21 protein-coding genes and 2 pseudogenes are annotated in these 22,549 nt (G+C 67.3%); 7 read left to right on the top strand and 16 right to left on the bottom strand.

What is annotated here, in order from left to right; translation table 11 throughout:
• Positions 1 to 274 (bottom strand): annotated as a pseudogene (locus A5694_RS25300) (hypothetical protein); the annotation flags it as partial.
• On the opposite strand from A5694_RS25300, the pseudogene A5694_RS15065 reads away from it, so the two are divergent.
• Together A5694_RS15065 and A5694_RS15060 are read left to right on the top strand one after the other, a co-directional pair.
• A pseudogene (locus A5694_RS15065) lies at positions 158 to 595 on the top strand (cytochrome P450); the annotation flags it as partial. The pseudogenes A5694_RS25300 and A5694_RS15065 sit on opposite strands and share 117 nt — an antisense overlap.
• 75 nt (positions 596 to 670) lie before the next feature.
• Positions 671 to 1,879 carry a cytochrome P450 gene (locus A5694_RS15060; RefSeq protein WP_064922615.1) on the top strand — a complete coding sequence of 403 codons (1,209 nt, stop codon included), beginning with the start codon at positions 671 to 673 and terminating at the stop codon, positions 1,877 to 1,879.
• An 88-nt stretch (positions 1,880 to 1,967) separates the two neighbouring features.
• On the opposite strand, the gene A5694_RS15055 is transcribed toward A5694_RS15060, so the two are convergent.
• A complete protein-coding gene (locus A5694_RS15055; protein ID WP_064922614.1) occupies positions 1,968 to 3,524 on the bottom strand; it encodes an aldehyde dehydrogenase family protein in 1,557 nt (518 codons plus the stop codon).
• Between the two features lie 57 nt (positions 3,525 to 3,581).
• Here A5694_RS15055 and A5694_RS15050 point away from each other — a divergent pair, with 57 nt between their 5' ends.
• A complete protein-coding gene (locus A5694_RS15050) occupies positions 3,582 to 4,796 on the top strand; it encodes a CaiB/BaiF CoA transferase family protein (RefSeq protein ID WP_064922627.1) in 1,215 nt (404 codons plus the stop codon).
• On the opposite strand, the gene A5694_RS15045 is transcribed toward A5694_RS15050, so the two are convergent.
• On the bottom strand, positions 4,793 to 5,596 hold the full coding sequence (locus A5694_RS15045) for a thioesterase family protein (RefSeq protein WP_064922613.1): 804 nt from the start codon (positions 5,594 to 5,596) through the stop codon (positions 4,793 to 4,795). The genes A5694_RS15050 and A5694_RS15045 overlap by 4 nt on opposite strands.
• Positions 5,593 to 6,612, bottom strand: coding sequence for an NAD-dependent epimerase/dehydratase family protein (locus A5694_RS15040; RefSeq protein ID WP_064922612.1), 1,020 nt, complete (start codon positions 6,610 to 6,612; stop codon positions 5,593 to 5,595). Before A5694_RS15040 ends, A5694_RS15045 begins: the two co-directional genes overlap by 4 nt.
• Before the next feature lie 111 nt (positions 6,613 to 6,723).
• On the opposite strand from A5694_RS15040, the gene A5694_RS15035 reads away from it, so the two are divergent.
• From A5694_RS15035 to A5694_RS15025, 3 genes are read left to right on the top strand one after another with little or no spacing between them, the layout of a single operon-like run.
• Positions 6,724 to 7,149 carry a Zn-ribbon domain-containing OB-fold protein gene (locus A5694_RS15035; protein WP_064922611.1) on the top strand — a complete coding sequence of 142 codons (426 nt, stop codon included), beginning with the start codon at positions 6,724 to 6,726 and terminating at the stop codon, positions 7,147 to 7,149.
• On the top strand, positions 7,146 to 8,291 hold the full coding sequence (locus A5694_RS15030) for a thiolase family protein (RefSeq protein WP_064922610.1): 1,146 nt from the start codon (positions 7,146 to 7,148) through the stop codon (positions 8,289 to 8,291). Before A5694_RS15035 ends, A5694_RS15030 begins: the two co-directional genes overlap by 4 nt.
• 16 nt (positions 8,292 to 8,307) lie before the next feature.
• On the top strand, positions 8,308 to 9,537 hold the full coding sequence (locus A5694_RS15025) for an amidohydrolase family protein (RefSeq protein WP_064922609.1): 1,230 nt from the start codon (positions 8,308 to 8,310) through the stop codon (positions 9,535 to 9,537).
• A gap of 105 nt (positions 9,538 to 9,642) precedes the next feature.
• On the opposite strand, the gene A5694_RS15020 is transcribed toward A5694_RS15025, so the two are convergent.
• The 10 genes from A5694_RS15020 to A5694_RS14975 are packed head-to-tail and all read right to left on the bottom strand — an operon-like array spanning position 9,643 to position 19,335.
• Positions 9,643 to 10,137, bottom strand: coding sequence for a nuclear transport factor 2 family protein (locus tag A5694_RS15020; protein ID WP_064922608.1), 495 nt, complete (start codon positions 10,135 to 10,137; stop codon positions 9,643 to 9,645).
• Positions 10,137 to 10,559: a Zn-ribbon domain-containing OB-fold protein gene (locus tag A5694_RS15015; protein WP_064922607.1), complete on the bottom strand. Its 423-nt coding sequence runs from the start codon at positions 10,557 to 10,559 to the stop codon at positions 10,137 to 10,139. Before A5694_RS15015 ends, A5694_RS15020 begins: the two co-directional genes overlap by 1 nt.
• Before the next feature lie 6 nt (positions 10,560 to 10,565).
• On the bottom strand, positions 10,566 to 11,774 hold the full coding sequence (locus tag A5694_RS15010) for a thiolase family protein (protein WP_064922606.1): 1,209 nt from the start codon (positions 11,772 to 11,774) through the stop codon (positions 10,566 to 10,568).
• Between the two features lie 15 nt (positions 11,775 to 11,789).
• Entirely contained in the window at positions 11,790 to 14,015 is a 2,226-nt protein-coding gene (locus A5694_RS15005) for an acyl-CoA dehydrogenase (RefSeq protein WP_064922605.1), read from the bottom strand.
• A complete protein-coding gene (locus A5694_RS15000; RefSeq protein WP_064922604.1) occupies positions 14,012 to 15,019 on the bottom strand; it encodes an NAD-dependent epimerase/dehydratase family protein in 1,008 nt (335 codons plus the stop codon). The genes A5694_RS15005 and A5694_RS15000 overlap by 4 nt, the downstream gene beginning before the upstream one ends.
• Positions 15,020 to 15,031: 12 nt before the next feature.
• Entirely contained in the window at positions 15,032 to 15,472 is a 441-nt protein-coding gene (locus tag A5694_RS14995; protein WP_064922603.1) for a nuclear transport factor 2 family protein, read from the bottom strand.
• Complete coding sequence (locus A5694_RS14990; RefSeq protein ID WP_234787933.1) at positions 15,469 to 16,308, bottom strand: IclR family transcriptional regulator; 840 nt, start codon at positions 16,306 to 16,308, stop codon at positions 15,469 to 15,471. The genes A5694_RS14995 and A5694_RS14990 overlap by 4 nt, the downstream gene beginning before the upstream one ends.
• 58 nt (positions 16,309 to 16,366) lie before the next feature.
• Entirely contained in the window at positions 16,367 to 17,200 is an 834-nt protein-coding gene (locus tag A5694_RS14985) for an SDR family oxidoreductase (RefSeq protein WP_064922602.1), read from the bottom strand.
• A gap of 13 nt (positions 17,201 to 17,213) precedes the next feature.
• On the bottom strand, positions 17,214 to 18,029 hold the full coding sequence (locus tag A5694_RS14980; protein ID WP_064922601.1) for an SDR family NAD(P)-dependent oxidoreductase: 816 nt from the start codon (positions 18,027 to 18,029) through the stop codon (positions 17,214 to 17,216).
• Positions 18,030 to 18,072: 43 nt separating this feature from the next.
• On the bottom strand, positions 18,073 to 19,335 hold the full coding sequence (locus A5694_RS14975; RefSeq protein WP_064922600.1) for an amidohydrolase family protein: 1,263 nt from the start codon (positions 19,333 to 19,335) through the stop codon (positions 18,073 to 18,075).
• Positions 19,336 to 19,360: 25 nt separating this feature from the next.
• Between A5694_RS14975 and A5694_RS14970 the strand changes: the two genes are divergently transcribed.
• Positions 19,361 to 20,179: an AraC family transcriptional regulator gene (locus tag A5694_RS14970; RefSeq protein WP_064922599.1), complete on the top strand. Its 819-nt coding sequence runs from the start codon at positions 19,361 to 19,363 to the stop codon at positions 20,177 to 20,179.
• A 119-nt stretch (positions 20,180 to 20,298) separates the two neighbouring features.
• On the opposite strand, the gene A5694_RS14965 is transcribed toward A5694_RS14970, so the two are convergent.
• Positions 20,299 to 21,480 (bottom strand): acyl-CoA dehydrogenase family protein, encoded by a 1,182-nt coding sequence (locus A5694_RS14965; RefSeq protein WP_064922598.1) that lies wholly within the window; start codon positions 21,478 to 21,480, stop codon positions 20,299 to 20,301.
• Positions 21,481 to 21,492: 12 nt separating this feature from the next.
• A complete protein-coding gene (locus A5694_RS14960; protein ID WP_064922597.1) occupies positions 21,493 to 22,545 on the bottom strand; it encodes an acyl-CoA dehydrogenase family protein in 1,053 nt (350 codons plus the stop codon).
• Positions 22,546 to 22,549: the final 4 nt, after the last annotated feature.

Below are 22,549 nucleotides of genomic sequence, written 5' to 3'. Positions count from 1 at the left end.
ACTCCTCGACCGCGGCGTCGATCCGATTGTCGAAGTCGGCCAGCAGCCACGCGCGCTGCTCGGGGTGATCGACGAGGGCCTTGAACGCGTGCGTGGTGGCCTGCTTGGTGGTGTCGTTGCCGGCCGAACCGAGCAGCACCATGAACGAGCCCAGCTCCTCGTCGATCACCCCGAGCAGCGCGCGTGGCTGCTGGCCGACTTCGACAATCGGATCGACGCCGCGGTCGAGGAGTTCGTGCGGTGGGCGACACCGGTGATCGCTTTCGCGCGCCACGCGGTGGTCGACACCGAGGTGGCCGGGACCGCGATCAAGGCCGGCGAGAAGGTCGCGTTGTTCTACTGCTCGGCCAACCGCGACGAGACGGTGTTCGACCGTCCGCATGAATTCGACATCACCCGCGCCACCAATCCGCACCTGGGGTTCGGTGGCGGTGGAGCGCACTACTGCCTGGGCACGCACGTCGCCCGGATGGAGCTGCGGCACTTGTTCTACGAGCTGCTCACCCGGCTGCCGGAGGTCACGCTCGGCGAACCGGAGTACCTGCACAGCACGTTTGTGCACGGCATCAAGCGAATGCCGATCAGCCTCGCCTGACGCTGGCGCGATGCCCGCCCGATCATTTACTGTAATGCTTACAGTAAATTGCCCGAGCCAGACGGGAGACCAGCCGTGGAGAGCCAGGTCGACGACATCGCCGCCGCACTCGACAAGCCGGCCGGCTACCTCACGAACCCCTACCCCTACTTCGAGAGCAAACGCGCCCAAGCAGGGATCTTCCCCGGCACGGTCATGGACTACTCCAAGACCCCGGCGTCACTGCGGCCCGAGACGCAGTTCGCCGCCGTCTCTTTCGATGCCGTGAACCAGGTGTTCCGGGAAGCGGATTCGTTCAACTCGCACATCTACGACGTCACGATCGGGCTGTTCCTCGGGCCGACCATCCTGGCGATGGAGGGCGAGCCGCACCGCAAGCATCGCAATCTGGTGTCCTCGGCCTTCAAACGGAAGTCGTTGGTGCACTGGGAACCCGACGTGGTGCGGCCGATCTGCAACAGGCTGATCGACGAGTTCATCGAGGCGGGTTCTGCCGACCTGGTGGCCGGTTTCACCTTCGAGTTCCCCACCCGGGTCATCTCGAGACTGCTGGGGCTGCCCGAAGAGGATCTGCCGTGGTTCCGTCAACGGGCGATCGAGCTGATCAGCTACACCGTCAACTACCAGCGCGCGTTCTCCGCGTCGGCGGCATTGAAGGACTACTTCCTGGCGCAGATGGACAAGCGCAAGTCCCATCCGACCGAGGACATCATCGGTGACCTGGTCACCGCGGAGGTCGACGGCGAGAAGCTCAGCGACGAGGCGATCTACTCGTTCCTTCGCCTGCTGCTGCCGGCCGGACTGGAGACCACCTACCGCGCCACCAGCAACCTGCTCTACCTGCTACTGACGCACCCCGAACAGTTCGCCGCGCTGCAGGCCGACCACGACCTGATCAGCCCCGCGATCGAGGAGGGTCTGCGCTACGAGACACCACTGACCACCGTGCAGCGCACCGCGATCCGCGACACCGAGGTCGCCGGCGTCGCCATTCCGGCCGGCGCCGTCGTCGACGTCTGCATCGGATCGGCCAACCGCGACGAGGCCCGGTGGGAACGCGCGGAAGAGTTCGACATCTTCCGCAAGTGGATTCCGCACATCACGTTCGCCGCCGGCGAGCACACCTGCATGGGCCTGCATCTGGCTCGGATGGAGATGCGGGTGGCGATGGAGTGCCTGCTCGAGCGGCTCGGCGAGATCACGCTGGTGACCGACGACAATCCGCACATCTACGGTCAGCCGTTCCGCTCCCCGCGCTCGCTGCCGGTGACGTTCACGGCCTAACGCCCGCCGATTGTGCGGTTTCGTACGCGACTCACCGATGAGGGCGTACCAAACCGCACAGTCGATGACCGAACCGCGGAGGTTGCCTCTACGCCCCCCGCGGTTTCCGATAACCGATGGTCTTGGTCTCCAGGTACTGCGAGAACCCCTCGATCCCGCACTGCCGGCCCCAGCCGCTGTTCTTGTAGCCCCCGAACGGTGCATCGGCGCCGTAGTACATGCCGCCGTTGACGCCGATCGCCCCGGTGCGCACCCTGCGGGCCACGGCCATGGCCCGCTCGGCGGACGCCGAGACCACCGCGCCGGCCAGCCCGAAGGGGCTGTCGTTGGCGATGCGCACCGCCTCGTCGTCGTCGCCGAACGGCAGGATCACCAGCACCGGCCCGAACACCTCCTGTTGGGCGATGGCCGCGCGGTTGTCGACGCCGACGATCACCGTCGGTTGCACGTAGTGCCCGCCGCGCAGGTCCTGCGGCAGGTCGACGTATTCGCCACCACCGGTGGTGATCTCCGCCCCGTCAAGCCGGGCCTGCGCGATCACGTCGAGTACCCGCTGCTTCTGCTGCGCGCTGATCAGCGGGCCCACCAGGGTCTGCGGCAGCGCGGGGTCGCCCACCGGCACCGCCGCGAACGCCGCGGTCACCGCCTTGACCACCTCGTCGAACATGCAGGTGTGCACCAGCATCCGGGTGGTGGCAGCACAGGCCTGCCCGGCGTGCACGCACACCCCGACCGCGCCGGGGATGACCTTGGCCGGGTCGGCATCGTCAAGCACGATCAGCGCCGACTTGCCGCCCAGCTCAAGGAAAGTCCGCTTCATGGTGTCGGCGCTGCGCCGGGCCAGCAGCTTGCCGACGGCGGTCGAGCCGGTGAACGAGATCATGTCGACCCGCGGGTCGGTGCCCAACAGGCCGGCGACCTGATTGGATCCGGTGGGCACCACGTTGATCACCCCGGCGGGGATGTCGGTGTGCTCGGCGACGAGCCGCCCCAACCGGGTGGCGTTCCACGGCGTATGCGGGTCGGGCTTGAGCACAACGGTGTTACCGGCCGCCAGCGCCGGCCCCAGCTTGTTCAGGATCACCTCGACCGGGAAATTGGACGGGGTGATCGCCGCCACCACCCCGACCGGCTCCTTGACGACGGTGCGCACGTTGCGATCGCCGAACAGTCCGCCACCCTCGATCACCCGCTCCCACTCGAACTCGTCGATCAGCCGCTGCGGGTACCGCAGTGCGTCGGCCAGCGGCCAGTCCAGCTGTGCCAGTTGGGTAGTCATCACCGGGCAGCCCACTTCGGCGATCAGCTCGGTGCGTAGCTCTTCCTTCTCGGCCTCCAGCGCCGAGTGCAACTGCCGCAGGCAGTGTTTGCGCAGTTCGCGGTTGGTGGACCAGTCGGTGTCGTCGAAGGCGCGCCGGGCCGCGCCGATCGCCCAGCCCATGTCGATGTCATCGGCGGACGCGGTGGTTCCCAGCACCCGCCCGGTGGCGGGGCTGACATTGTCGAACTCCGCACCGGAGGCCGCTGCCACCAGCTTGCCGTCGATGAGCATGCGCGGCTCCGCCGTCGCAGCGGCCCGTTCGCCGATCTCAACACTGGTCGCCTCGACGTCGTCGGCGTCTTTAGGATGCCCAACGGTAACCATTACAGTAGAATACTCCAATGGGTCGGATGTCAGGAGCGCGCTGAGTTGATCAAGGTGATGGACGGCTTCCGGGTGCTCGAGGTCGCGCAGTTCACGTTCGTGCCCGCCGCCGGCGCGATCCTGGCCGACTGGGGCGCTGACGTCATCAAGGTGGAGCACCCGGTGCGCGGCGACACCCAGCGCGGGTTCATCCGGATGGGCGGCTTCGAACTCAACCCCGACCGGCACCCGCTGATCGAACACCCCAACCGCGGCAAACGGAGCGTCGGTATCGACGTCTCTTCACCCGAGGGCCAGCAGGTGCTCTACGAACTGGCCGCCACCGCCGACGTGTTCTTGACCAACTACCTTCCGCGGGCCCGGCAGAAGAACAAGTTCGACGTCGAGCACATCCGGCAGGCGAACCCGAACATCGTCTACGCCCGCGGCAGCGCCTACGGCGACAAGGGACCCGAACGCGACATCGGCGGGTTCGACGGCACGGCGTTCTGGACCCGCAGTGGCGTCGGCTACGCTCTGAGCCCCGAGGAACTCGGCGCACCACTGTCCCAGGGGATTCCGGCGTTCGGCGACTCGGTCGGCGGCATGAACATCGCCGGCGGTATCGCCGCGGCGTTGCTGCATCGCGAGCGCACCGGGGAGGCCCTTGAGGTCGATGTCTCGCTGTTGTCCACCGCGTGGTGGGCGGCCGGCGCCAGCGTCACCCAGGGTATGGAGACCGGCGAGGCCATGCGTGCGCTGATGCCGCAATCCGGTGGCTCACCGGCGAATCCGTTCCTGGGCAACTACGCCACCTCCGACGGCGGCACCATCAACCTGTGCATCGTCAGCCCGACCGGATACATTCGGGACACCTTCGAGCACTTGGGAATTCCTGAAGCCGCCGATGACCCCCGCTTCTGCGACGTGCTGCCGCTGATGGAGAACGCCGACGCGGCCAGCGAACTGATCGTCGCGGCGATCGGCGCCAAGCCCTTCGAGTACTGGCGCCAGCACCTCAAGACGATGAAAGGCCAATGGGCGCCGTTTCAGAGCCTGGTCGACCTGGGCTCGGACGAGCAGGCGATCGCCAACGACATGATCGTCGAAGTCGAAGCCGGTGACGGCGGCCCGGCGTTCAAGGTGGTCCGTGGCCCGGTCCAGTTCAACCACGAACCACTGGAGACCACCCGCGCCCCGCAGGCCTCCGAGCACACTGAGGTCGTGCTGATGGAGCTCGGAATGGACTGGGACCGTATCGAAAAGCTCAAGGAATCCGGCGCTATCGCCTAGCCGGCCGTCGAGTCTTCCCGCCGGTTGCCGGGGTCGAAGTTGAAATTCGCGATCGCGGTCGACACCCCGCTGCCGATCGGGCCGCGGGTGTCGAACAAGCTCGCACTTCCGGTCGCTACTCCGGCGTCGCTGTAATGGGTCAGCGCCGCCAACCCGATATAGGGCCCCACCGGTAGCCGGCTCAGGGCCAGGGTGTAGTCGGCGTTGATGAAGGCCAAGCCCTTGGTGCTGAAATTCGTCAACGAGGCGGTGACGTCGACGGCCATCGCCGCCCGCACGAAGGGCGTGAGCTCCTCGCCGTCGACGAGATCGCGGATCTCGCGGATCCAGGCGTATCGCGGTCCGGAGTGTTGCCACGGAAAGCGATCGCCGACGTCGCCGCCGTAGGCCCGGATGAACATCGGTACCGACTCGTCGAAGCGGGCCGGCTCCTCCGGGACCGGCGGAAGCGTTATCGCGGTGGTGAAGAAGTCACCGTCGGGCTGCACGCCGCGGCGCAGATACAACGCCGAGGCGCGGGCCACCAGCTCGCCGTCCTGCGTCATGGCGGCGTCCACGGCCCGCATCCGCGACCCGGTGCGGACCACCGCGGCGGTGACTCGCAGCGGCGCACTGGCCACCCGGCGCAGGATTTCGACGGTCAGCCGCGCCGGCTGCAAGTCGTCGCCGCCGACGTGCTGCTCGATGGCGCGGGCCAGTAGGCCGCCGACCACCTGGCCGCCCAGCGTCGGCCCCCACCCGCCGTGAGCGATGGCGTTCGGCACCAGGTCGTTGTCACGACGAACCACGAATGGGATCATGTCGTGCTGCGCTCCAGGTAGAACTTCGCGGCGCGGCGGATCGCATGCTCAGTCGGTTCCGGGTGCCAGCCCAGTTCCCGGGTTGCCTTGCTGTGATCGGCAGGAGAGGTCAATGCCATCAGGCGTGCCCCGGTCGCGGTGAAAGCGAAGTCACGGCGCAGCAGTGCTCCCACCGCGCCGACGAGGTGCCCCAGTAGGTGCACAACCGTCATCGGCACACCGATGCGCGGCGGTTGGGCTCCGACCGCTTCGGCTGCGATGGTGAACATCTCGCGCTGCGTCATGTACCGCTCGGAGATGATGTAGCGCTCACCGATCCGGCCGCGCTCCGCGGCCAGCAGCATTGCCCGGGCGGCGTCATCGATCCCGACCACCTCGGCGCCGACGCCGCGCACGTAGGCGGGCAGCTTGCCCAGCGCGGCGAGCTGAATGAGCATGCCTTGCCGCGGCTGCCAGTCCGGCGGCCCGTAGGGATTCGACACGTTCGCCACGACGGCCGGCAGGCCGCGGTCGGCGACATAGGACAGTACCAGCCGCTCGGCCTCGCGCCGTGAGGCGATGTAGCCCCCGCCCTGATCGGCCCAGTTGAACGGCGTTCGCTCGTCCACCGTTTCGCCGTTGCGGCCCACCGCGATGGTGCCGATGGTGCTCAAGAATACGAACCTGTTGAGGTCGGCCTGCGCCGCGACGTCCAGGACGTTGCGCAGCCCGTCGACGTTGGTCCGAAACAGCGGTGCGGGGTCGCGCAGTTCGGCCCGGGTGTCGACGACGCAGTAGTACACGACGTCCCGGTCGGCCATGGCGGCGGCGACCGCCTCGGTGTCGAAGATGTCGCCGTAGCGCCGCTCCACATCGAGCCCGTCGATCCCCTTGGTGGAGCTCGAACGGCGCAGCAACACGCGCACCTCGTCGCCGCGGGCGACCAACTGCCGGGTCACGCAGGCGCCGACGTTACCGCTGGCGCCCATGACCAGAGCTCGCCGCCCATTCGCCGCGGATCCGTTGTTCACTGTCATACCTGCAGCCTTCGCCGTGATCGCCGGTGCCCGGAAGCCCCGCTGGTCAACTGCGGCGATCATACTTTACTGTAAGCATTACAGTTAGCTGACCCGTTAGGCGGAGGCCCCATGCAGAAGGCGCTAGCACCCGACATCTCGACGTGGCCGGAAGAGAACCCCCAGTTGGTCGGCAGCCGCTGCGCGGCCTGCGACGCCACCGTCTTCCCGGCCCAGCCCCGTTGTCCGAAGTGCAGCGGCGATCAGATGGTCCGGGAGTTGCTCCCCCGCAGGGGAACTCTGGTGGCTTGGACCACCCAGGGCTTCCCACCCGGCCCACCGTATCTGGGCCCGGCAGGTAACGACTTCGTGCCGTTCGGCGTGGGGCTGGTGCAGCTCGGCGACGTCGTCCGGGTGGAGGGCCGGCTCACCGTGAACGATCCGGACAAGCTGCAGTTCGGTATGCCGGTGGAGCTGACCATGGTGCCGTTCGCCGCTGACGCTGACGGCAACGAGATCGTCACCTTCGCCTTCCGGCCGACGGGACAGCGCTCATGAACGACGTCGCCATCATCGGGGTCGGTCTGCACCCGTTCGGGCGCTTTGAAGGCAAGTCGGCGATGGAAATGGGCGTCGATGCCATCTTCGCCGCGGTCGCCGATGCCAGAGTGGCCTGGGCGGACATCGGCGCCGCCACCGGCGGCAGCTGGACGGTGGCGAACCCGGATGCGATCGTCGGCATGGTGGGTCTTTCGGGCATCCCGTTCACCAACGTGTTCAATGCCTGTGCCACCGCGGCCAGCGCAGCCAAGGTCTGCGCCGACGGGATCCGGCTCGGCGACTATGACATCGGGATCGCCGTCGGCCTGGACAAGCACCCGCGCGGGGCGTTCACCGAGGACCCGGCGCTGGTCGGCATGCCGCGCTGGTATGCCGAGAACGGCCAGTACCTGACCACCCAATTCTTCGGCATGAAAGCCAACCGGTACCTGCATGATCACGGCATCTCGCAGGCGACGTTGGCCAGGGTCGCAGCCAAGAACTTCCGCAACGGCGCGTTGAACCCGAATGCCTTCCGGCGCAAGCCGATTTCCGAAGAGGAGATCCTGAGCTCGCCGATGCTGAACTATCCGCTGACCCAGTACATGTTCTGCGCGCCGGACGAGGGCGCGGCCGCGGTCGTCATGTGCCGGGCCGATATCGCGCACCGCTACACCGACAAGCCGGTGTACCTGCGGGCGGTGGAGGTGCGCACCCGCCGCTACGGCGCCTATGAGGTCAATACCACGTTCGCGCCGGTCACCGAGGATGTCGCGCCGACGGTGTACGCCGCGCGTGCTGCGTTCGAAAAGGCCGGGGTGGCACCCGAAGACGTCGACGTGGTCCAACTGCAGGACACCGACGCCGGCGCGGAGATCATCCACATGGCCGAATGCGGTTTCTGCGCCGACGGCGACCAGGAGAAGCTGCTCGCCGAGGGTGCGACCGAGATCTCCGGCTCGCTGCCGGTCAACACCGATGGCGGGCTGATCGCCAACGGCGAGCCGATCGGCGCTTCCGGGCTGCGCCAGCTCCACGAGCTGGTGCGCCAGTTGCGCGGCGAGGCCGGTGACCGCCAGGTCCCCGGCGAACCCAAGGTCGGGTTCGCCCAGCTCTACGGCGCACCGGGCACCGCGGCGGCAACAATCCTGACCCGTTAGCGACAAGAGACCCCCAATGAGCCAGTTCAAAGACGCGCCGATCTTCGATGCCGACCAACACATGTACGAAACCCCCGAGGCGTTGACGAAGCACCTGCCGGAGAAGTATTCCCGGGCAGTCCAATTCGCCCAGATCGGCCGCCAGACCCGGATCATCATCAACAATCGCGTCAGCGACTTCATCCCGAATCCGACCTTCGAGCGGGTTGCCGCGCCGGGTGCGCACGAGAGGTTCTTCGCCGGTGAGAACACCGAGGGCCTGACCCTGCGCGAGATGCAGGGGCGTGCGATCGAGGCACCGGCAGCCACCCGCAACCCCGCTGACCGGGTGCAAGAACTGGACCGCCAGGGCGTGGTGGAGGCGCTGAACTACCCGACGCTGGCCAGCCTGGTGGAACACTCCGCAGCCGACGACCCGGAGCTCACCCTCGCGATCATTCACGCGCTGAATCAGTGGATGGCCGAGCACTGGAGCTACAACTACCACGGCCGGGTGTTCTCCACGCCGATCATCAACCTCTCCGAGGTCGACGCCGCCCAGCGCGAGCTGGACTACATCCTGTCCCAGGGCGCCGCGGTGGCGTTGATCAAACCCGGCCCGGTCAACGGTGTCCACGGCTGGCGCTCACCGGCGCTGCCGGAGTTCGATCCGTTCTGGCGCGACGTGGAGGCCGCCGGTCTACCCATCGTGCTGCATGCCAGTTTCCCGCCGCTCGATGACTACGTCGGCCGGTGGGAGCCGCCCTACACGCAGAATTTCATGACGCAGAGCGCTTTCCGCTGGATGGTGCTGGGACATCGGGAGATCGCCGATATGATCACCGCCCTGATCTGCCACGGCACCTTGACCCGATTTCCCAAGCTGCGCATCGCCAGCGTCGAGAACGGCAGCTCATGGATCGCGCCGCTGTTTCACGACTTCGGCGACCTGTACAAGAAGATGCCGCAGAACTTCCCCGAGCATCCCCACGACGTGTTCCGGCGCAACATCTGGGTCAGCCCGTTCTGGGAGGGCTGCATCTCCGATGTCGTCGAGACCGTCGGGTGGGACAAGGTGTTGTTCGGCTCGGACTACCCACACCCCGAAGGCCTGGCCGAGCCGAAGGGATTCTGGAAGTACGCCGAGGGCATGGACGTTCGGCGCACCTATGACTTCATGGGTGACAACGCCCGCCGATTCATGGGGCTGCCGATCACGAACCCGGATCCGGCGGCGGTCAATCCGCCGGCGCCGGCGAGTGTATGAGGTTTGCCCGCCTTATAGCGACACCGCCCGTCTATCCCCCACCACCACAGCAGTTGTCGCTACAAGCCGGGCACAACACCCTATGGTCCAGCAGGCGTCTGGACCTCATTTCATCAGCCGCTCGGCGACTCTGCCCACCACCGCGCGAATCCGCGGCGAGATATACACCGCCACCAGACCGTTGAACACGTCCTCGCGCAGCCGGGTCAGTGTCGAGGTCTTGATCCGCCACTCGCCGTCGACCTTCTCGTAGGTTTCGGTGTAGTGGCCGTAGCCGCGCAGGTTCACGCCCGGACCGAAGCGCACCACATCTTCCAGCGCCCACACCCCTTTGGCCGCCGTGGATGAGGTGAGCTCGATATCCGGCGCATGCACCTGATGCACGGTGGCCTGGGAGCGCAGGCTCTTGCGGGTGAACGCCACGAAATCATCAGCGCCCGCGATGATCTTCCCGCCGGCGCGAGAGGTGTCGCTGACGAAGTCGTCGGCGAAGAGGGCGCGCCAGGCGGTCCAGTCCTTGGTGTCCAGGTAGCGGCAGTAGCGGGACTTGAGCCGTTTGATCGCCTCGATCTCGAGCAGCACCGCAGCGTCGTCCGCCATCAAGCCACCTCGTGCGCGGGTTCGTAGCGCAGCATCGTCACATCGTGTTCGGGGTAGTCGCAGAACACCGGCCGCACCCGCATACCCACCACCAGCTCGTCGGGATCGACGTTGACCAGTTCGGTGGAGAACCGCGGCCCCTCATCCCATTCCACGATCGCCAGCAGTTGCGGGACGGCGTCGGCGAAATGCAGACCCACCGGCCGGCGGGCCACCGTGAAGGAATACAGCGTGCCCATTCCCGAGATCTCTCGCCATTCCAGGTCATCGGCCAGGGTGCGCGGCGCCCGCACCCGCGGGTAGAAAACGTAGCGATCGGTCGATGGCGAGTACTGGATCACGATGCGGTGGTCGGCAAGCGCATCCCAGAACGGTGCGGTGGTCGGTGTTTTGACCGGCATCGGGCGTTCGAAGGTGGTCATCGGCGTTCAGTCCCCTACCAGGATGAGGGTGGTCTGTTCGGACAGGATGCCGCCGTTTCCGGAGACGAAGGCCCGATTGCAGTCGGTGACCTGGGCTGCGCCGGCACGGCCCATGATCTGGCGGGCGGCGTCGCAGACGTGGTGCATGCCGCCGGCCAGACCGGCCTGCCCAAACCCGAGTTGGCCGCCGGCGGTGTTGAGTGGGAAGTCGCCGCGGAAGGTCAGGTCGTGGTCGGTGATGAACTGCATACCCTTGCCCTTTTCGCAGAATCCGGCATCCTCCAGGGACAGCAGCACCGTGATCGTGTAGCAGTCGTAGATGGAGACCATGTCCATGTCCGCGCGGGTCAGATTCGTCATCGCAAAAGCGGTATCGGCGGCCTCGCGGATCGGGGTCGCCAGCAGATCTGCGGCGTAGGTCGGGGTCTTGAACGGCACGTGCTCACCGAACCCCTTGATCCACACCGGACGATTGCGTGCTCGCCGCGCGATGTCGGCCGAGGCGATCACGACGGCGGCACCGCCGACGCAGGGCATCACGATCTCCAGCATGTGCAGGGGGTCGGCGATCACCGGGCTGGCCAGCACGTCGTCGATGCTCAGCGGGGTGTCGCGCCAGATGGCACCGTCGGTGTGGTTGGCGTTGACGCGTTGGTCGACGACGATCTTGGCCATGGCCCGCTCGTCGTAGCCGTAAACGGCACCGTAGCGGGTGGCCACCTGCCCGTAGGGTCCGTTCTGGCCGAGGTTGCCATACGGGATCTCGAATTCCGCCTGCGGAGAGCCGTATTGGTTGCTCGACGAGCCGAAGAACATCGCGTCGACCAGTGGTTTGGGCTTGCGCTCCGACATCGGGGTGATGTAGCGGGCCGGCAGCGCGCACAGCACCACATCGCAGATCCCGAGTTCGATCGCCGCCGCCGCGCGCCACACCATGGCGGCTGCGCTGGCACCGCCCAGGTCGACGATCTCAGCGAATCGGGCCGGCATCCCGAGGTATTCGGCGATGGTCGAGGGAACGAAGATCTCCGACTCGCCCAGGTGCGAGGTGACGATCCCGTTGACGAGTTCGCCCGGCAGTCCGGCGTCAGTCAGCGCGGCCGCACCCAGCTCGGCCCATTGTTCGAGGGTGAATGGGGCCACGGCGGCCTTGTTCATCCGTTCCGGGGGCAGCTCGACGTAGCCGACGATCGCGGCCTCTCCACGTAATCCCATGTGCGGTCCTCTATCTCACTTGCGGGGAAGGCCGAGGATCATCTGCGCGATGACGTTCAGCTGAATCTCGTTGGTGCCGCCGCCGATCAGCTCGGCGGGCGAGAGCAGATAGGGTTCGACGACGGCGGGGTCGGAATCGGCGGCCATCGCCAGGCGCCCGACGGTGGCCAGGGTGGCCCGGAAGGTGCGGCGCAGCAGGACGTTCATCGCGACCTTGGCGATGCTCGACGCCGCGCCGAGGCCCTGTCCGTCCAGCAGCCTGATCGTCTCACGCACCCCGAGCGCCTTGATCGCATTGGTGTAGGCGTCGAGCTCGCCCAACGCCCGCACCGCGTCGTCGCGCTGGTCACCGCCGGCGGCGGCGATGCACCGCAAGGCAATCGCTCGATCGTTCTCGACGTATCCGCTGATGGCTGACCGTTCCTCGGCCATGGTGGCGATGGCCAGCTGCCAGCCTTCGGTGGGCTCGCCGAGCAGCATCTCGTCGGGAACGAAGACGTCGGTGAGGAACACTTCGTTGAATTCAGCAGCCCCGGTGGCCATCACGATCGGCTGGATCTCGATGCCTGGCGAGCGCATGTCCACGATGAAGTAGCCGATGCCGCGATGTTTGGCTGCCGCGGGGTCGGTACGAGCCAGCAGTGCACCATAGTCGGCGCGCTGCGCCGCCGATGTCCAGATCTTGTGCCCGTTGATACGCCATCCGCCCTCGACCTTGACCGCGCGGGTGGTCAACGAGGCCAGGTCGGAGCCGGCGCCCGGCTCGGAAAACAGTTGGCACCAGGCAAGCTCGCCGCGTTGCGTCGGGGGAATCAATTGCTGCTGCAGGGCATCCGGTGCGGCACGTACCAGCGACGGCAGAATCCATTCGGCGATGCCCAGTGACGGCCGGACCAGCCCGGGCCGCTTGGCGAACTCTTCGATGATGATCAACTGCTGCAATGGGGAGGCATCCAGTCCCCACGGTGCGGGCCACTGCGGGGCGATCAGCCCGGCTTCGGCAATCAGTGTGCGTTGCGGGCCGGTTTGGAAGTGCGGGTAGTCGCCTTGGCGTCCCGGGCCGTCGTTGTCCAGCGCCGCGGCGGCATCGAGCGTCGCGACGACGCTCGCCCGGAACTCGGCTTCGGCACCGCCGAGGTCGACGGTGAAATCCCGCTGCTGCGTGGTCGCCAGCTCGCCGAGGCGCCGTGCCCAGCCGGTGGCGGCACCGATCGATGCGGCGACGCTGGTGGCGCGGCGCCAGTACAGATGCAGGTCGTGTTCCCAGGTGAATCCGATGGCGCCGAACATCGTCAAGGTGTCCAGGACGGCATCGGGGCACGGCGTGATCGCCGTCAGTGCCGCAGCAGCGGCGGCCATCTGATGCTGGTCGGGGGTGTCAGTGGCTGCACGGACCGCGTCCCAGGCGGCGGCGCTGGCCAGTTCGCTGTGCACCAGCAGCATCGCCGCCCGGTGTTGCAGTGCCTGGAAGGTGCCGATCGGTTTGCCGAACTGCTCGCGGGTGCGCAGGTGTGCGGTGGCCGCCTCGACGCACCACCCGGCGATCCCGGCGGAGACCGCCGCGGCGAGCCCGACGGCGAGCCATTCGGTGCGCCCGGGCTCGATACCGGTCAAGACGTCGGCTGCCGTTGCCGGGTAGCCGGTAAGTGTGAGGGTGCCCAGATCGGTGAGGAGATCGGTGCCCGCGACCGGATCCACCGACACCTGCGGCCGTGACAGGTCGATGGCCAGCCAGATCTCCGCACCATCCACGCGGTCGGCACCGACCAGCGCGACCCGCGCCGAGCAGGCACCCGAGACCAGGTCGGCGACACCGTCGATCAGCCACCCACCGTCTATCGGACGGGCGGTGAGCGTTGCATGCTGCGGCAGGACCACCGTCGCCGGCGCGCCGGCCGCCACTGCGCCCAGCAATGCCTCCCGGGCCGGCGTCGCCTGAGCGAGCAGCCCGACCGCGCCCGCGACGACCGTGGGCAGAAGCGGCCCCGGCAGGGACGCCTTGCCGGCAGCTTCCAACACGCACGCGGCATCGAGCAGCCCGCCGCCTTGCCCGCCACACGACTCGGGCAGATGGATGGCGTGAAAGCCGTTGGCCACCAGCTCTGGCCACCAGCCCGGCAGCTCTCCGGCGGCCAGCGCATCGAACGCTGTGCGGGTGTCGGCGATCGGTGCATGCCGGGCGGCGAACCGCCGCAGCGACTCGCCGACTTCGCGTTGTTCAAGGGTCAGTGCCACGCTCACGAGCTCTCCAGATTCTTCGTGCGCCCTCTGCTGCGGAAGAAGACAGCGGCTTCGGCCAAGGCCTCGGTGGTCGGCCGGGGTGCCCAGCCCAGTTCTCGCACCGCCTTGTCGTGACTCATCGGCGACATGATGTGCAGCAGTCGCATCGACAGCGGGGTCAGCGCCGTGTCGCGGCGCCGCAGCCGCGCGGCGAACTGGCCGATATGCCCCAGTGCCGACATCACCGTGACCGGAACACCGTATCGGGGTGGCTCGACATCGACTGCGGCACAGGCGGCACAGTAGATGTCGCGAGCGCTCATAAACCGTTCGGAGATGATGTAGCGTTCGCCGGGACGTCCATGCTGGCCGGCCAGGATCAGGGCGCGGGCCGCGTCGTCGATGCCGACGACCTCGGCTTGTGCACCGGAGACGTAGAACGGGAGCTTGCCGCGGACGGCCGCGGCGACCAGCCCACCGTGCGGGGTGGGCTGCCAATCGCCGGAGCCGTAGGTGTTGGCGACACACATCGCCACCGCAGGCAGGCCCTTGTCCCGGTGGTAGGCCAGTACCAGGTTCTCCGCCTGCACCCGGCTGCGGATGTAGTCACCGCCCACCTCCAGCCAGTTGTGGGCGGTGCGTTCATCGGCCAGGCCGTGATCGACGCGGCCGATGGTCCCGATCGAGCTGGTGAACACGAACCGGTCCAAGCCGGCTTCGACCGCGGCGTCGAGGACATGGCGCAGGCCCTCGACATTGGTGCGATACAACGGTTCCGGGTCGCGCAGCCAGGCTCGCGCATCGACCACGCAGTAGTAGACGACGTCACATCCGCTCATCGCCGCGCGCACCGCGTCCGCGTCGAAGATGTCTCCGTGGCGGATCTCGATGTCGAGGCCGTCGATGCCGCGCGTCGAGCTGGTGGCGCGGATCAGCACCCGGACGTCTTCGCCGGCGGCGACGAGTTGCCGGGTGACGTGGGAGCCGAGAAACCCGCTGGCCCCGATCACCAATTTCTTCAGCATTAGGAGTCCGCTCTAATCGGCTTGCGGGGCACGCAGATCGAAGCTGCTCAGCATGCGCGTCTGGGTGAAGATCCGTCGCGCGATGCGCCATCCCTGCGGTGACAGCACCAGCTCGTCGCGGTATTGGCCGACCGCATCCACCCACTGCTGGGGATCGGCGGCCAGAGCCTGCACGGTGTGCACATAGGTCACCGCGGTGGCACGGCCGGCGTTGGCCACATCGATGACCATGTTGTGCAGCATGTGCTTGGCGTCGCTCATCGCCTCATGCACCGTCGCCATGAACTCGGTGATGGATGCCGCATCAGACCACTGCCCGATCTCGCCGTAGTCGGCGACGACGTCGTCGGTGAAGCAGGTCCGAAACAGCGCCCAGTCCTTGGTGTCGATCGCGGTCGCATACCGCAGCAGCACCTCGCTGATGCCGGCTTTCGCGTCGGCGTGCTCGGTCATGCTGGATCCTTCCTTGCCGCCCATAATGATTCGATGCGTGTCGCGGTCTCCCGCACGGCCGCACCGAGGTCGCTGACCTCGGCCGGGGTCAGCGTCGCGAACGGGGACGCACCCACCGACATGGTGACGGTGCCGTCGGTGTCGTGGATCGCCGCGGCCACATTGGCGACCCGGTGCTCGGCGGGATCGAGCTCACCGGGCAGGTAGTCGACGACGGTCAGATCGGCGAAGGCACTGGCGAGCCGGGCGGTGATCTCGTCGGGCTCGCCCTCGGCGGCCAGTGCTTGCAGCGCCGAATAGACCCGGACATACTCGCGGCTCATCCGCTCGATCGCATAGCCGCGGCTGCGGACTTCGTCGAGCACCGCGCTCAGCCGTCGGCGCAGTCGCGGTGAGGGGGCGCCGAGCCCGCCCAACCACTCCCGTCTGACCTGCTCGCCCGCCTCGGCGACGAACTCCCGGCAGAACGGGGCCACGATCGGCATCCGGAACCCGACACTGACTTGCGGTGCGGCCAGCGACTCCCCAACGGTGTCGGTCACCACCACCGTCGGCCCCTGCCGAGCGCCCAGGATGACCTGCATGCCGACCGTGTCGGAGAGCCGCTGCAACTCCGGTCGGAACGCCTGCTTGTTCACCGGCCGGGTCAGCGCGGCGAGTGCGGGCCCCCACGAGTAACCGCCCGAGTGGCGATCGCGCACGATCCACTGCCGAGCCGCCAGGGTCGTGACGATGGCATGGCAGGTGCCGTGGCTGATATGCAGCAGCCTGGCGATCTCCGACAGCGAGAAGCCGCGATCGGGATCCGAGGCCAGCAGCTCCAGGATCCTGATCACCCGTTCGGTCGGGGGCGAAGAAACGGGAGTGCCAGGCACGCCGGTATTCGTGGTCATATCAAGCGTTTCCGGCGGCCAGTCGGGCACGCTCGCGCACCGAGGCGACCACCCCGCCGTCGTTGAGGATATCGGTCCCGGTGAGATAGCCTGCCGCGTCGCCCGCACAGAACGCCAGCAGTGCCGCCATCTCTTCGGGCTTGCCCCACCGTGGCACGGCGGCGTCGACAACCAGCGCCCCGGCACCGGCCCGCTCCTCGAGCCGGCCCATCTCGGTGTCGGTCGAGCCCGGCGACACCGAGACGATGCGCAGCCCGCGGCCGTTGAATCGTTCGGCCTGCGCGCTGCTGTACCAGCGGACGAACGCTTTGCTCACCGCGTAGGCGAAGCCCGAGCGCGCCTCTGCCGGAATCGGGTCGCACACACCTGCCATGGCAGCCAGGAAGGCGTGGGCATCGGTCAGCGCCAGCGGGAATTGTCCGGTCGGAATCAGTTCCTCCGGCAGCAGGTGCGCGGCCATCGATGCCACGTTGACAATGGCCGCTCCCTCGTCGGCGGCGTCATAGAACACTTCGTTGACGTTGACCGCCCCGACCGCGTTGGTTCGCATGATGTAGTCGGCGTCACCCATGCTCGGACTGACGCCCGCGGTGTGGATCACCGACGCAATCGGCCCGATGGCGGCCGCGGTGTCGAAGAGCTGTAAAACGGCATCCCGGTCCGTGACGTCACCGTGGACGAGCGTGACATCAACGTCTTTCAGCGCAGCGCCGGCGCTATCCAACCGGTCTTGCCGGACATCGCAGAGCACCACCACGTGGTCCCGGCCGACGATCCTGGCCGTGGCCGAACCTATCCCGCCCGCCCCGCCGGTGATCACCGATACCCGCGCCATGGCTCCTCCTGCCTCACTTGCCCATTGCGGCGTTGATCGCCTGCGCCATGAACGCCACCGCCTCGTTGCGGCCCAGTGAAGACAGCAGTTGCGCGGCGCCGGTGACCTGGTCACCGACGTACACCGTGGGCCCGTTGCCGAGGTTGTCCAGCGCTGCACGCACCGCTTGCTCGACCGGCTCTGCCCCGGCCGGAACCTGGTCTGTCGAGGTGATCTGACCGCGTTGGTACTCCAGCCGGCGCAGCGCCGGGGTGTCGGTCTTGCCGAGGATCAGGCCGATCACGTCGACGCCGGTGTGCTGCAGCTCGCTCCAGAGCGCCTCGGCGAATACCATGTCGAAGGCTTTGGACGCCCCGTAGGCCACCATGTTGGGGCCGCCGACGAATCCGGCGCCCGAGCCCACGACCACGATGGCGCCCGCGCCGCGTTGGACCATGGGCGGTGCCAGGGCATGGCAGAGTTGCATCGGTACGACGCAGTTGCGCTGCACCATGGCTTCGGCCGCCGAAATAGTGTTCGCCAAAAAGGGTTTGAAGTCCGGATCGGCGCCGGCGCAGTACACCAGAAAACCGACGGCCAAGCCCTCCACCGCCTGAAGCAGCGTGCGCGCCGCCTCGGGTTCAACGAGATCGACTGCCACCGTGCGCGTTTGGACTCGATACCGCGCTGCGATGCCGGCGGCGACTTCGTCGAGCAGCGCCTGCCGGCGCGCCACCAGCACCACGTTGAGCCCGCCCGCGGCCAAGGCATCAGCGAATGCGGCGCCCACCCCGTCGGAGGCGCCGACGATCAGCGCCCACGGCCCGTACCTGCCCACGCCCTGCGTCATATTGTCGAACGATACGTCGAATATTCGACGTGGGCAAGACCGCCTAGGCCTTGGCCAGTTGCTTCTCCGCATACCGCCGCGCCCACTCGGCACGCGACCGGATCGAGGTATCCACGTCGGTCGCGGTGGCCCGCAACGCCCCCACCGTCGCCTGTTCGCGAGGCGTGTGGGCGAACGGATCCCAGCTGAAGAACCGGGCCGAGTTCTCCCAGGTGATCTTGTTGATGTCGGAATCACTGGCGCCCACCGCATCGAGTTCGGCGAGCACCTGTTCGGGGGCATCCGGCCAGAAGCAGTCCGAGTGCGGGTAGTCGCACTCCCAGGCGATGTTGTCGATGCCGATCTCGTGGCGCAGCTTCAGCGACGTCTTGTCGGTGACGTAACAGGCCAGCGAGTGCTCCCGGAACACCTCCGAGGGCAGTTGAGAGCCGAAGTCGCGGCGCAACCACTTCTGGTTGGTGTAGTGCCGGTCGCTGCGGTCCAGGTAGAACGGGATCCAGCCGATGCCGCCCTCGGAGAACGCGAACTTCAGGTCCGGGTAGTTGCGCATTGCCGGGCCCCACAGCAGATCCTGGGCGCACATCGCCGAGATCTGGGTGGCCAGGATGATCAGGTTGTCGATGGGGGCGTTCGGGGCCATGCTGATCGCCCCGAACCCGGTGCCGATGTGTAGGCACATCACCACGTTGCACTCCGAGAGCGTGGTGAACACCGGCCCCCAGTACTCCTCGTCGTGGTAGCTGGGCAGCCCTTCCAGGTGCGGCAGTTCGGGCATGGTGACCGCTCGGCAGCCCTTGGCCGCCACCCGGCGGATCTCGGCGCACATCGCTTCGGGATTCCAGGTCGGCAGGATTGCGATCGGGATGAACCGGCCCGGATACGAGCCCGCCCACTCATCGATGTGCCAGTCGTTGTAGGCGGACACCATTACCAACGTGACGTTCTCGCGAGTCATATTGAGATGCCGCGCGGAGAATCCGGTGAAGGTCGGAAAGCACATCGAGGCCAAGATGCCATTGCGGCTCATGTCCCGAACCCGCTCGTGCACGTCGTAGACCCCGGGACGCATCTCGGCGAAACCGGCGGGGTCCCGGCCCCATTCCTCGGCCGGCCAAGAGACCACGGCGTTGAGCCCGCTGACGCCTTGCGGCCGGCCCTGATACATCCACTGGTCGACGCCCTTGTCATCGGTGACGACGATCGGGGCCTCCGCCTTGTACTTGGCCGGCACATGGCGCAGGAACATGTCGGGCGGCTCCACCACGTGGTCGTCGATGCTGACCAGGATCAAGTCGTCGATGTTCATGCCTCTACTAGTACCCTGGAAAGTCATGACCGTCTCCGCGCGTTCGGCCACAGATTTTGCAGAACCGGCCAACATCGATCTGCGCCGGGGTGGCCGTGCCCGGGCCGGCAGCTACCTCTACGAGGGCCGGCACCTGATCACCGGGTGGCACTCCCACGACATGCACCAGATCGAGTACGCGGTCGGTGGGGTCGTCGAAGTAGAGACCGCCGCGGCGCACTACCTGTTGCCCCCGCAGCAAGCAGCCTGGATTCCGGCCGGGCTGGAGCATCAGGCCACCATGCGGCCCGAAGTCCGTACCGTGGCAGTGATGTTCGACCCCGAGTTGGTGCGGCACGCCGGAGACCGGGCGCGCATTTTGACCGTCTCACCGCTGATCCGGGAGATGATGCTGCATTCGCTGCGCTGGCCGATCGAGCGGGCGTGCGGCGATACGGTCTCCGACGACTTCTTTCGCACCCTGGGCCATCTGGTCGCCGACGCGCTGGACCACGAGGCACCGCTGAGCCTGCCTACCTCCGATCACCCGATCGTCGGGGCGGCGATGGACTACACCAAGGCGCACCTGGCATCAGTGACCGCGGCGCAGGTGAGCCACGCCGTCGCGGTCTCCGAGCGCACCCTGCGCCGCCAATTCGAAGCGGTGATCGGCATGTCGTGGCGGACCTATCTGCTGCATGCCCGGATGCTTCAGGCGATGGCGTTGTTGGCCGCACCCGATCAAGGGGTGCAACAGACCGCGACCGCCGTCGGTTTCGACAGTCTGAGCGCCTTCACCCGGGCGTTCACCAAATTCGCCGGCGAGGCGCCGTCGAGCTACCACCGCAGGATCACGGCGGTTTAGCCGCATCAACCCGGCGGTTTAGCGAGGCTCGACGCAGGAGAGCCGAAGCTGAAACCGCCGCATCAACCCGGCGGTTTAGCGAGGCTCGACGCAGGAGAGCCGAAGCTGGAACCGCCGCATCAACCCGACGTCTTGACCACCGGCGGCGAATAGTTCGGCTTGCCCAAGCCCAGTACGTACTGGGCGATCATGTTGCGGAACACCTCCAGGGTGCCACCGTAGATGCCGACCAGCGGGGCAAAGCGGTAGACGTAGTCCGACGCCCCGTTGTCTATGGAACCGTCGGTGCCGATCGGCAGCGCCGACGCGCTGCCCAGCAGATCCATCAGATCCGGTGAGATATCGCGCATCGCCTGAGCAAGCGCGACCCGGCCGAAGATGGATGGCGCCGACAGTGACGCCTCCACCCGCGCCGCGGCGCGTCCCAGCCGGTAGGCGACTGAGCGGTCGTCGATGCGCCCCGATGTCTCGACGACCGCGCCCGCTTTGTCGACGGCCTCCGCCATGAAGTTCGCCTGGTGCATCATGATCGAGACGTCTTGCAGCCCATCGGGATCAGCCGCGACGGCGCCGTGCTCGACGTTGAGCGGTTCGCGCAGTACGGTCCAGCCGCCGTTGACCTCTCCCAGCCGGTATTTGTCGTCGACCCGCACGTCGCTGTAGTAGACGATGTTGGTGCGGTCGCCGTCGACGGTGCGCAATCCCTGGATCTCGATGCCGGGCGTGTCCAGCGGCACCAGGAACATGGTCAGGCTCTGGTGTTTCTTCGCCTCGGGATCGGTGTTGGTGATCAAGAAGACGTACTGGCAGTTGTGCGCGCCGGTGGTGAACATCTTGGAGCCGTTGATGACCCAGTGGTCGCCGTCGCGCACCGCGCGGGTCTTGCACGTCGCGACGTCGGAGCCGCCCTCGGGCTCGGTGTAACCCAGGCAGAGCCGGATGTGACCGCTGAACACACCGGGCAGGATCTCCTCACATAGTTCAGGAGAGCCGAACGACGCCACCGAACGGGCCACCATCGCGGTGGTTCCCCAGGTCACCCACGGTACGTGCGCGCGGCGCTTCTCCAACTCCCAGATGCGCCGGCGCACCCGGGAAAAGCCGCCGTCCGCTTCGGGTTTCCACTCCGCCTCCAAGTAGCCCGCGGCGCCCAGCGCCAGGTGCACGCCTTCGTCGAAGTTGTCGCCGGTCTCGCGGTCGCGGCGTTTGACCTCCTCGGTCACGTGGGTGGCCAGGAAGGCGCGTACCTCCTCGAGGAAGGCCTGGTCGTCGTCGGTCAATTGCGGTCGTGAGAAGTCCATGATGCTCCAGTTCTAAACGGCTGCGCGGTCGGCGGTTTCGCGGCCGGCGACGATCTCGGCGATGCGGCAGGCGCTGGCGCCGGGATCGCCGCCGGCCAGTGGCCAGCCGCGGGCCCGCACCAGGTACGCCGTGGCAGCGGCTTCCGCCGAAACACCGAGGCCACCTTGGATGTGCACCGCCATGGTGGCGGCCTTGGCGGCTTCCTCGGTCATGAAGACGAACGCCGACGCCGCCAGCTCCGGCCGCTCGTCGGGTTCGTTGTCCATGAACCATCCGGCCCGATAGGCAAGATTGCGCCCGCTCGCAACCGTGATCGCCATGTTCGCCAGCGGGTGAGAGATGGCCTGCAGGGTCCCGATCGGCACCCCGAGGGTGTAGCGGGTCTTGGCGAATTCCGCGGCGATGGTCATGGTCTGCTCCACCATGCCCACCAGCGCGGCGGCGGTCAGCAGTCGCCATTCATCCAGTGCCCGCTGGTATTCGGCCAGTGCGGAGCCCCCGCTGGCCAGCACTGTCCGGGCGTCGACGGCGGCCGGGTCGATCCAGGCCATCGGCAGCCGGCCGATGTTGTCCACTTTCGTGGGTCGGGTGACGAACGTCAGGCGAACGATGTCGTCACCGTCGCGGACGATGATCGCATCGGCGATCGAACCGGTGGGCAACAGACGCGGCCCGTCGGCCGCGTCCTGGTGCGGGTCGAACGCGGCCAGGTGGCTACCGCTCACGACGTCCGCGTCCACCGCGCCAAGACGCGCCAGCAGCCGCGCCGCGCACACGTGATCGATCCACGGCACCGGCGCCAGTGACCGGCCGATCTCTTCGGCGACCAGAATGAGATCCACCAGGGTGGCGCCGTCGCCGCCGACCGATTCCGGCAGCGCCATCGTGGTCGCGCCCATCGCGCACAGCCGCTCCCACAGGTTCTTGTCGAACCCGGATTCCTCAGCGACGCGGACGGTTTCGATATCGCAGTGGGTCGCAAAGAACTGCTTATAGGCGGCTTGTAGCGCCTGATGGTCCTCGGTCAGGCTGTAGTCCAACCTGCGCAGTTCGAAACGATCCATTCGT

Origin of the sequence: Mycolicibacter sinensis (genome assembly GCF_001667945.1) — a bacterium.
GTDB lineage: Bacteria > Actinomycetota > Actinomycetes > Mycobacteriales > Mycobacteriaceae > Mycobacterium > Mycobacterium sinense_B.
Note: the sequence above shows the minus strand (reverse complement) of the source record. Positions and strands in the feature narration are given on the sequence as shown.

What these genes read in the sequence shown, in the direction of transcription:
- A5694_RS15055 (WP_064922614.1), bottom strand. Translation starts at nt 3,524, where the DNA reads ATGGTTACCGTTGGGCATCCTAAAGACGCCGACGACGTCGAGGCGACC.
- A5694_RS15050 (WP_064922627.1), top strand. Translation starts at nt 3,582, where the DNA reads ATGGACGGCTTCCGGGTGCTCGAGGTCGCGCAGTTCACGTTCGTGCCC.
- A5694_RS15045 (WP_064922613.1), bottom strand. Translation starts at nt 5,596, where the DNA reads ATGATCCCATTCGTGGTTCGTCGTGACAACGACCTGGTGCCGAACGCC.
- A5694_RS15040 (WP_064922612.1), bottom strand. Translation starts at nt 6,612, where the DNA reads ATGACAGTGAACAACGGATCCGCGGCGAATGGGCGGCGAGCTCTGGTC.
- A5694_RS15035 (WP_064922611.1), top strand. Translation starts at nt 6,724, where the DNA reads ATGCAGAAGGCGCTAGCACCCGACATCTCGACGTGGCCGGAAGAGAAC.
- A5694_RS15030 (WP_064922610.1), top strand. Translation starts at nt 7,146, where the DNA reads ATGAACGACGTCGCCATCATCGGGGTCGGTCTGCACCCGTTCGGGCGC.
- A5694_RS15025 (WP_064922609.1), top strand. Translation starts at nt 8,308, where the DNA reads ATGAGCCAGTTCAAAGACGCGCCGATCTTCGATGCCGACCAACACATG.
- A5694_RS15020 (WP_064922608.1), bottom strand. Translation starts at nt 10,137, where the DNA reads ATGGCGGACGACGCTGCGGTGCTGCTCGAGATCGAGGCGATCAAACGG.
- A5694_RS15015 (WP_064922607.1), bottom strand. Translation starts at nt 10,559, where the DNA reads ATGACCACCTTCGAACGCCCGATGCCGGTCAAAACACCGACCACCGCA.
- A5694_RS15010 (WP_064922606.1), bottom strand. Translation starts at nt 11,774, where the DNA reads ATGGGATTACGTGGAGAGGCCGCGATCGTCGGCTACGTCGAGCTGCCC.
- A5694_RS15000 (WP_064922604.1), bottom strand. Translation starts at nt 15,019, where the DNA reads ATGCTGAAGAAATTGGTGATCGGGGCCAGCGGGTTTCTCGGCTCCCAC.
- A5694_RS14995 (WP_064922603.1), bottom strand. Translation starts at nt 15,472, where the DNA reads ATGACCGAGCACGCCGACGCGAAAGCCGGCATCAGCGAGGTGCTGCTG.
- A5694_RS14985 (WP_064922602.1), bottom strand. Translation starts at nt 17,200, where the DNA reads ATGGCGCGGGTATCGGTGATCACCGGCGGGGCGGGCGGGATAGGTTCG.
- A5694_RS14980 (WP_064922601.1), bottom strand. Translation starts at nt 18,029, where the DNA reads ATGACGCAGGGCGTGGGCAGGTACGGGCCGTGGGCGCTGATCGTCGGC.
- A5694_RS14975 (WP_064922600.1), bottom strand. Translation starts at nt 19,335, where the DNA reads ATGAACATCGACGACTTGATCCTGGTCAGCATCGACGACCACGTGGTG.
- A5694_RS14970 (WP_064922599.1), top strand. Translation starts at nt 19,361, where the DNA reads ATGACCGTCTCCGCGCGTTCGGCCACAGATTTTGCAGAACCGGCCAAC.
- A5694_RS14965 (WP_064922598.1), bottom strand. Translation starts at nt 21,480, where the DNA reads ATGGACTTCTCACGACCGCAATTGACCGACGACGACCAGGCCTTCCTC.
- A5694_RS14960 (WP_064922597.1), bottom strand. Translation starts at nt 22,545, where the DNA reads ATGGATCGTTTCGAACTGCGCAGGTTGGACTACAGCCTGACCGAGGAC.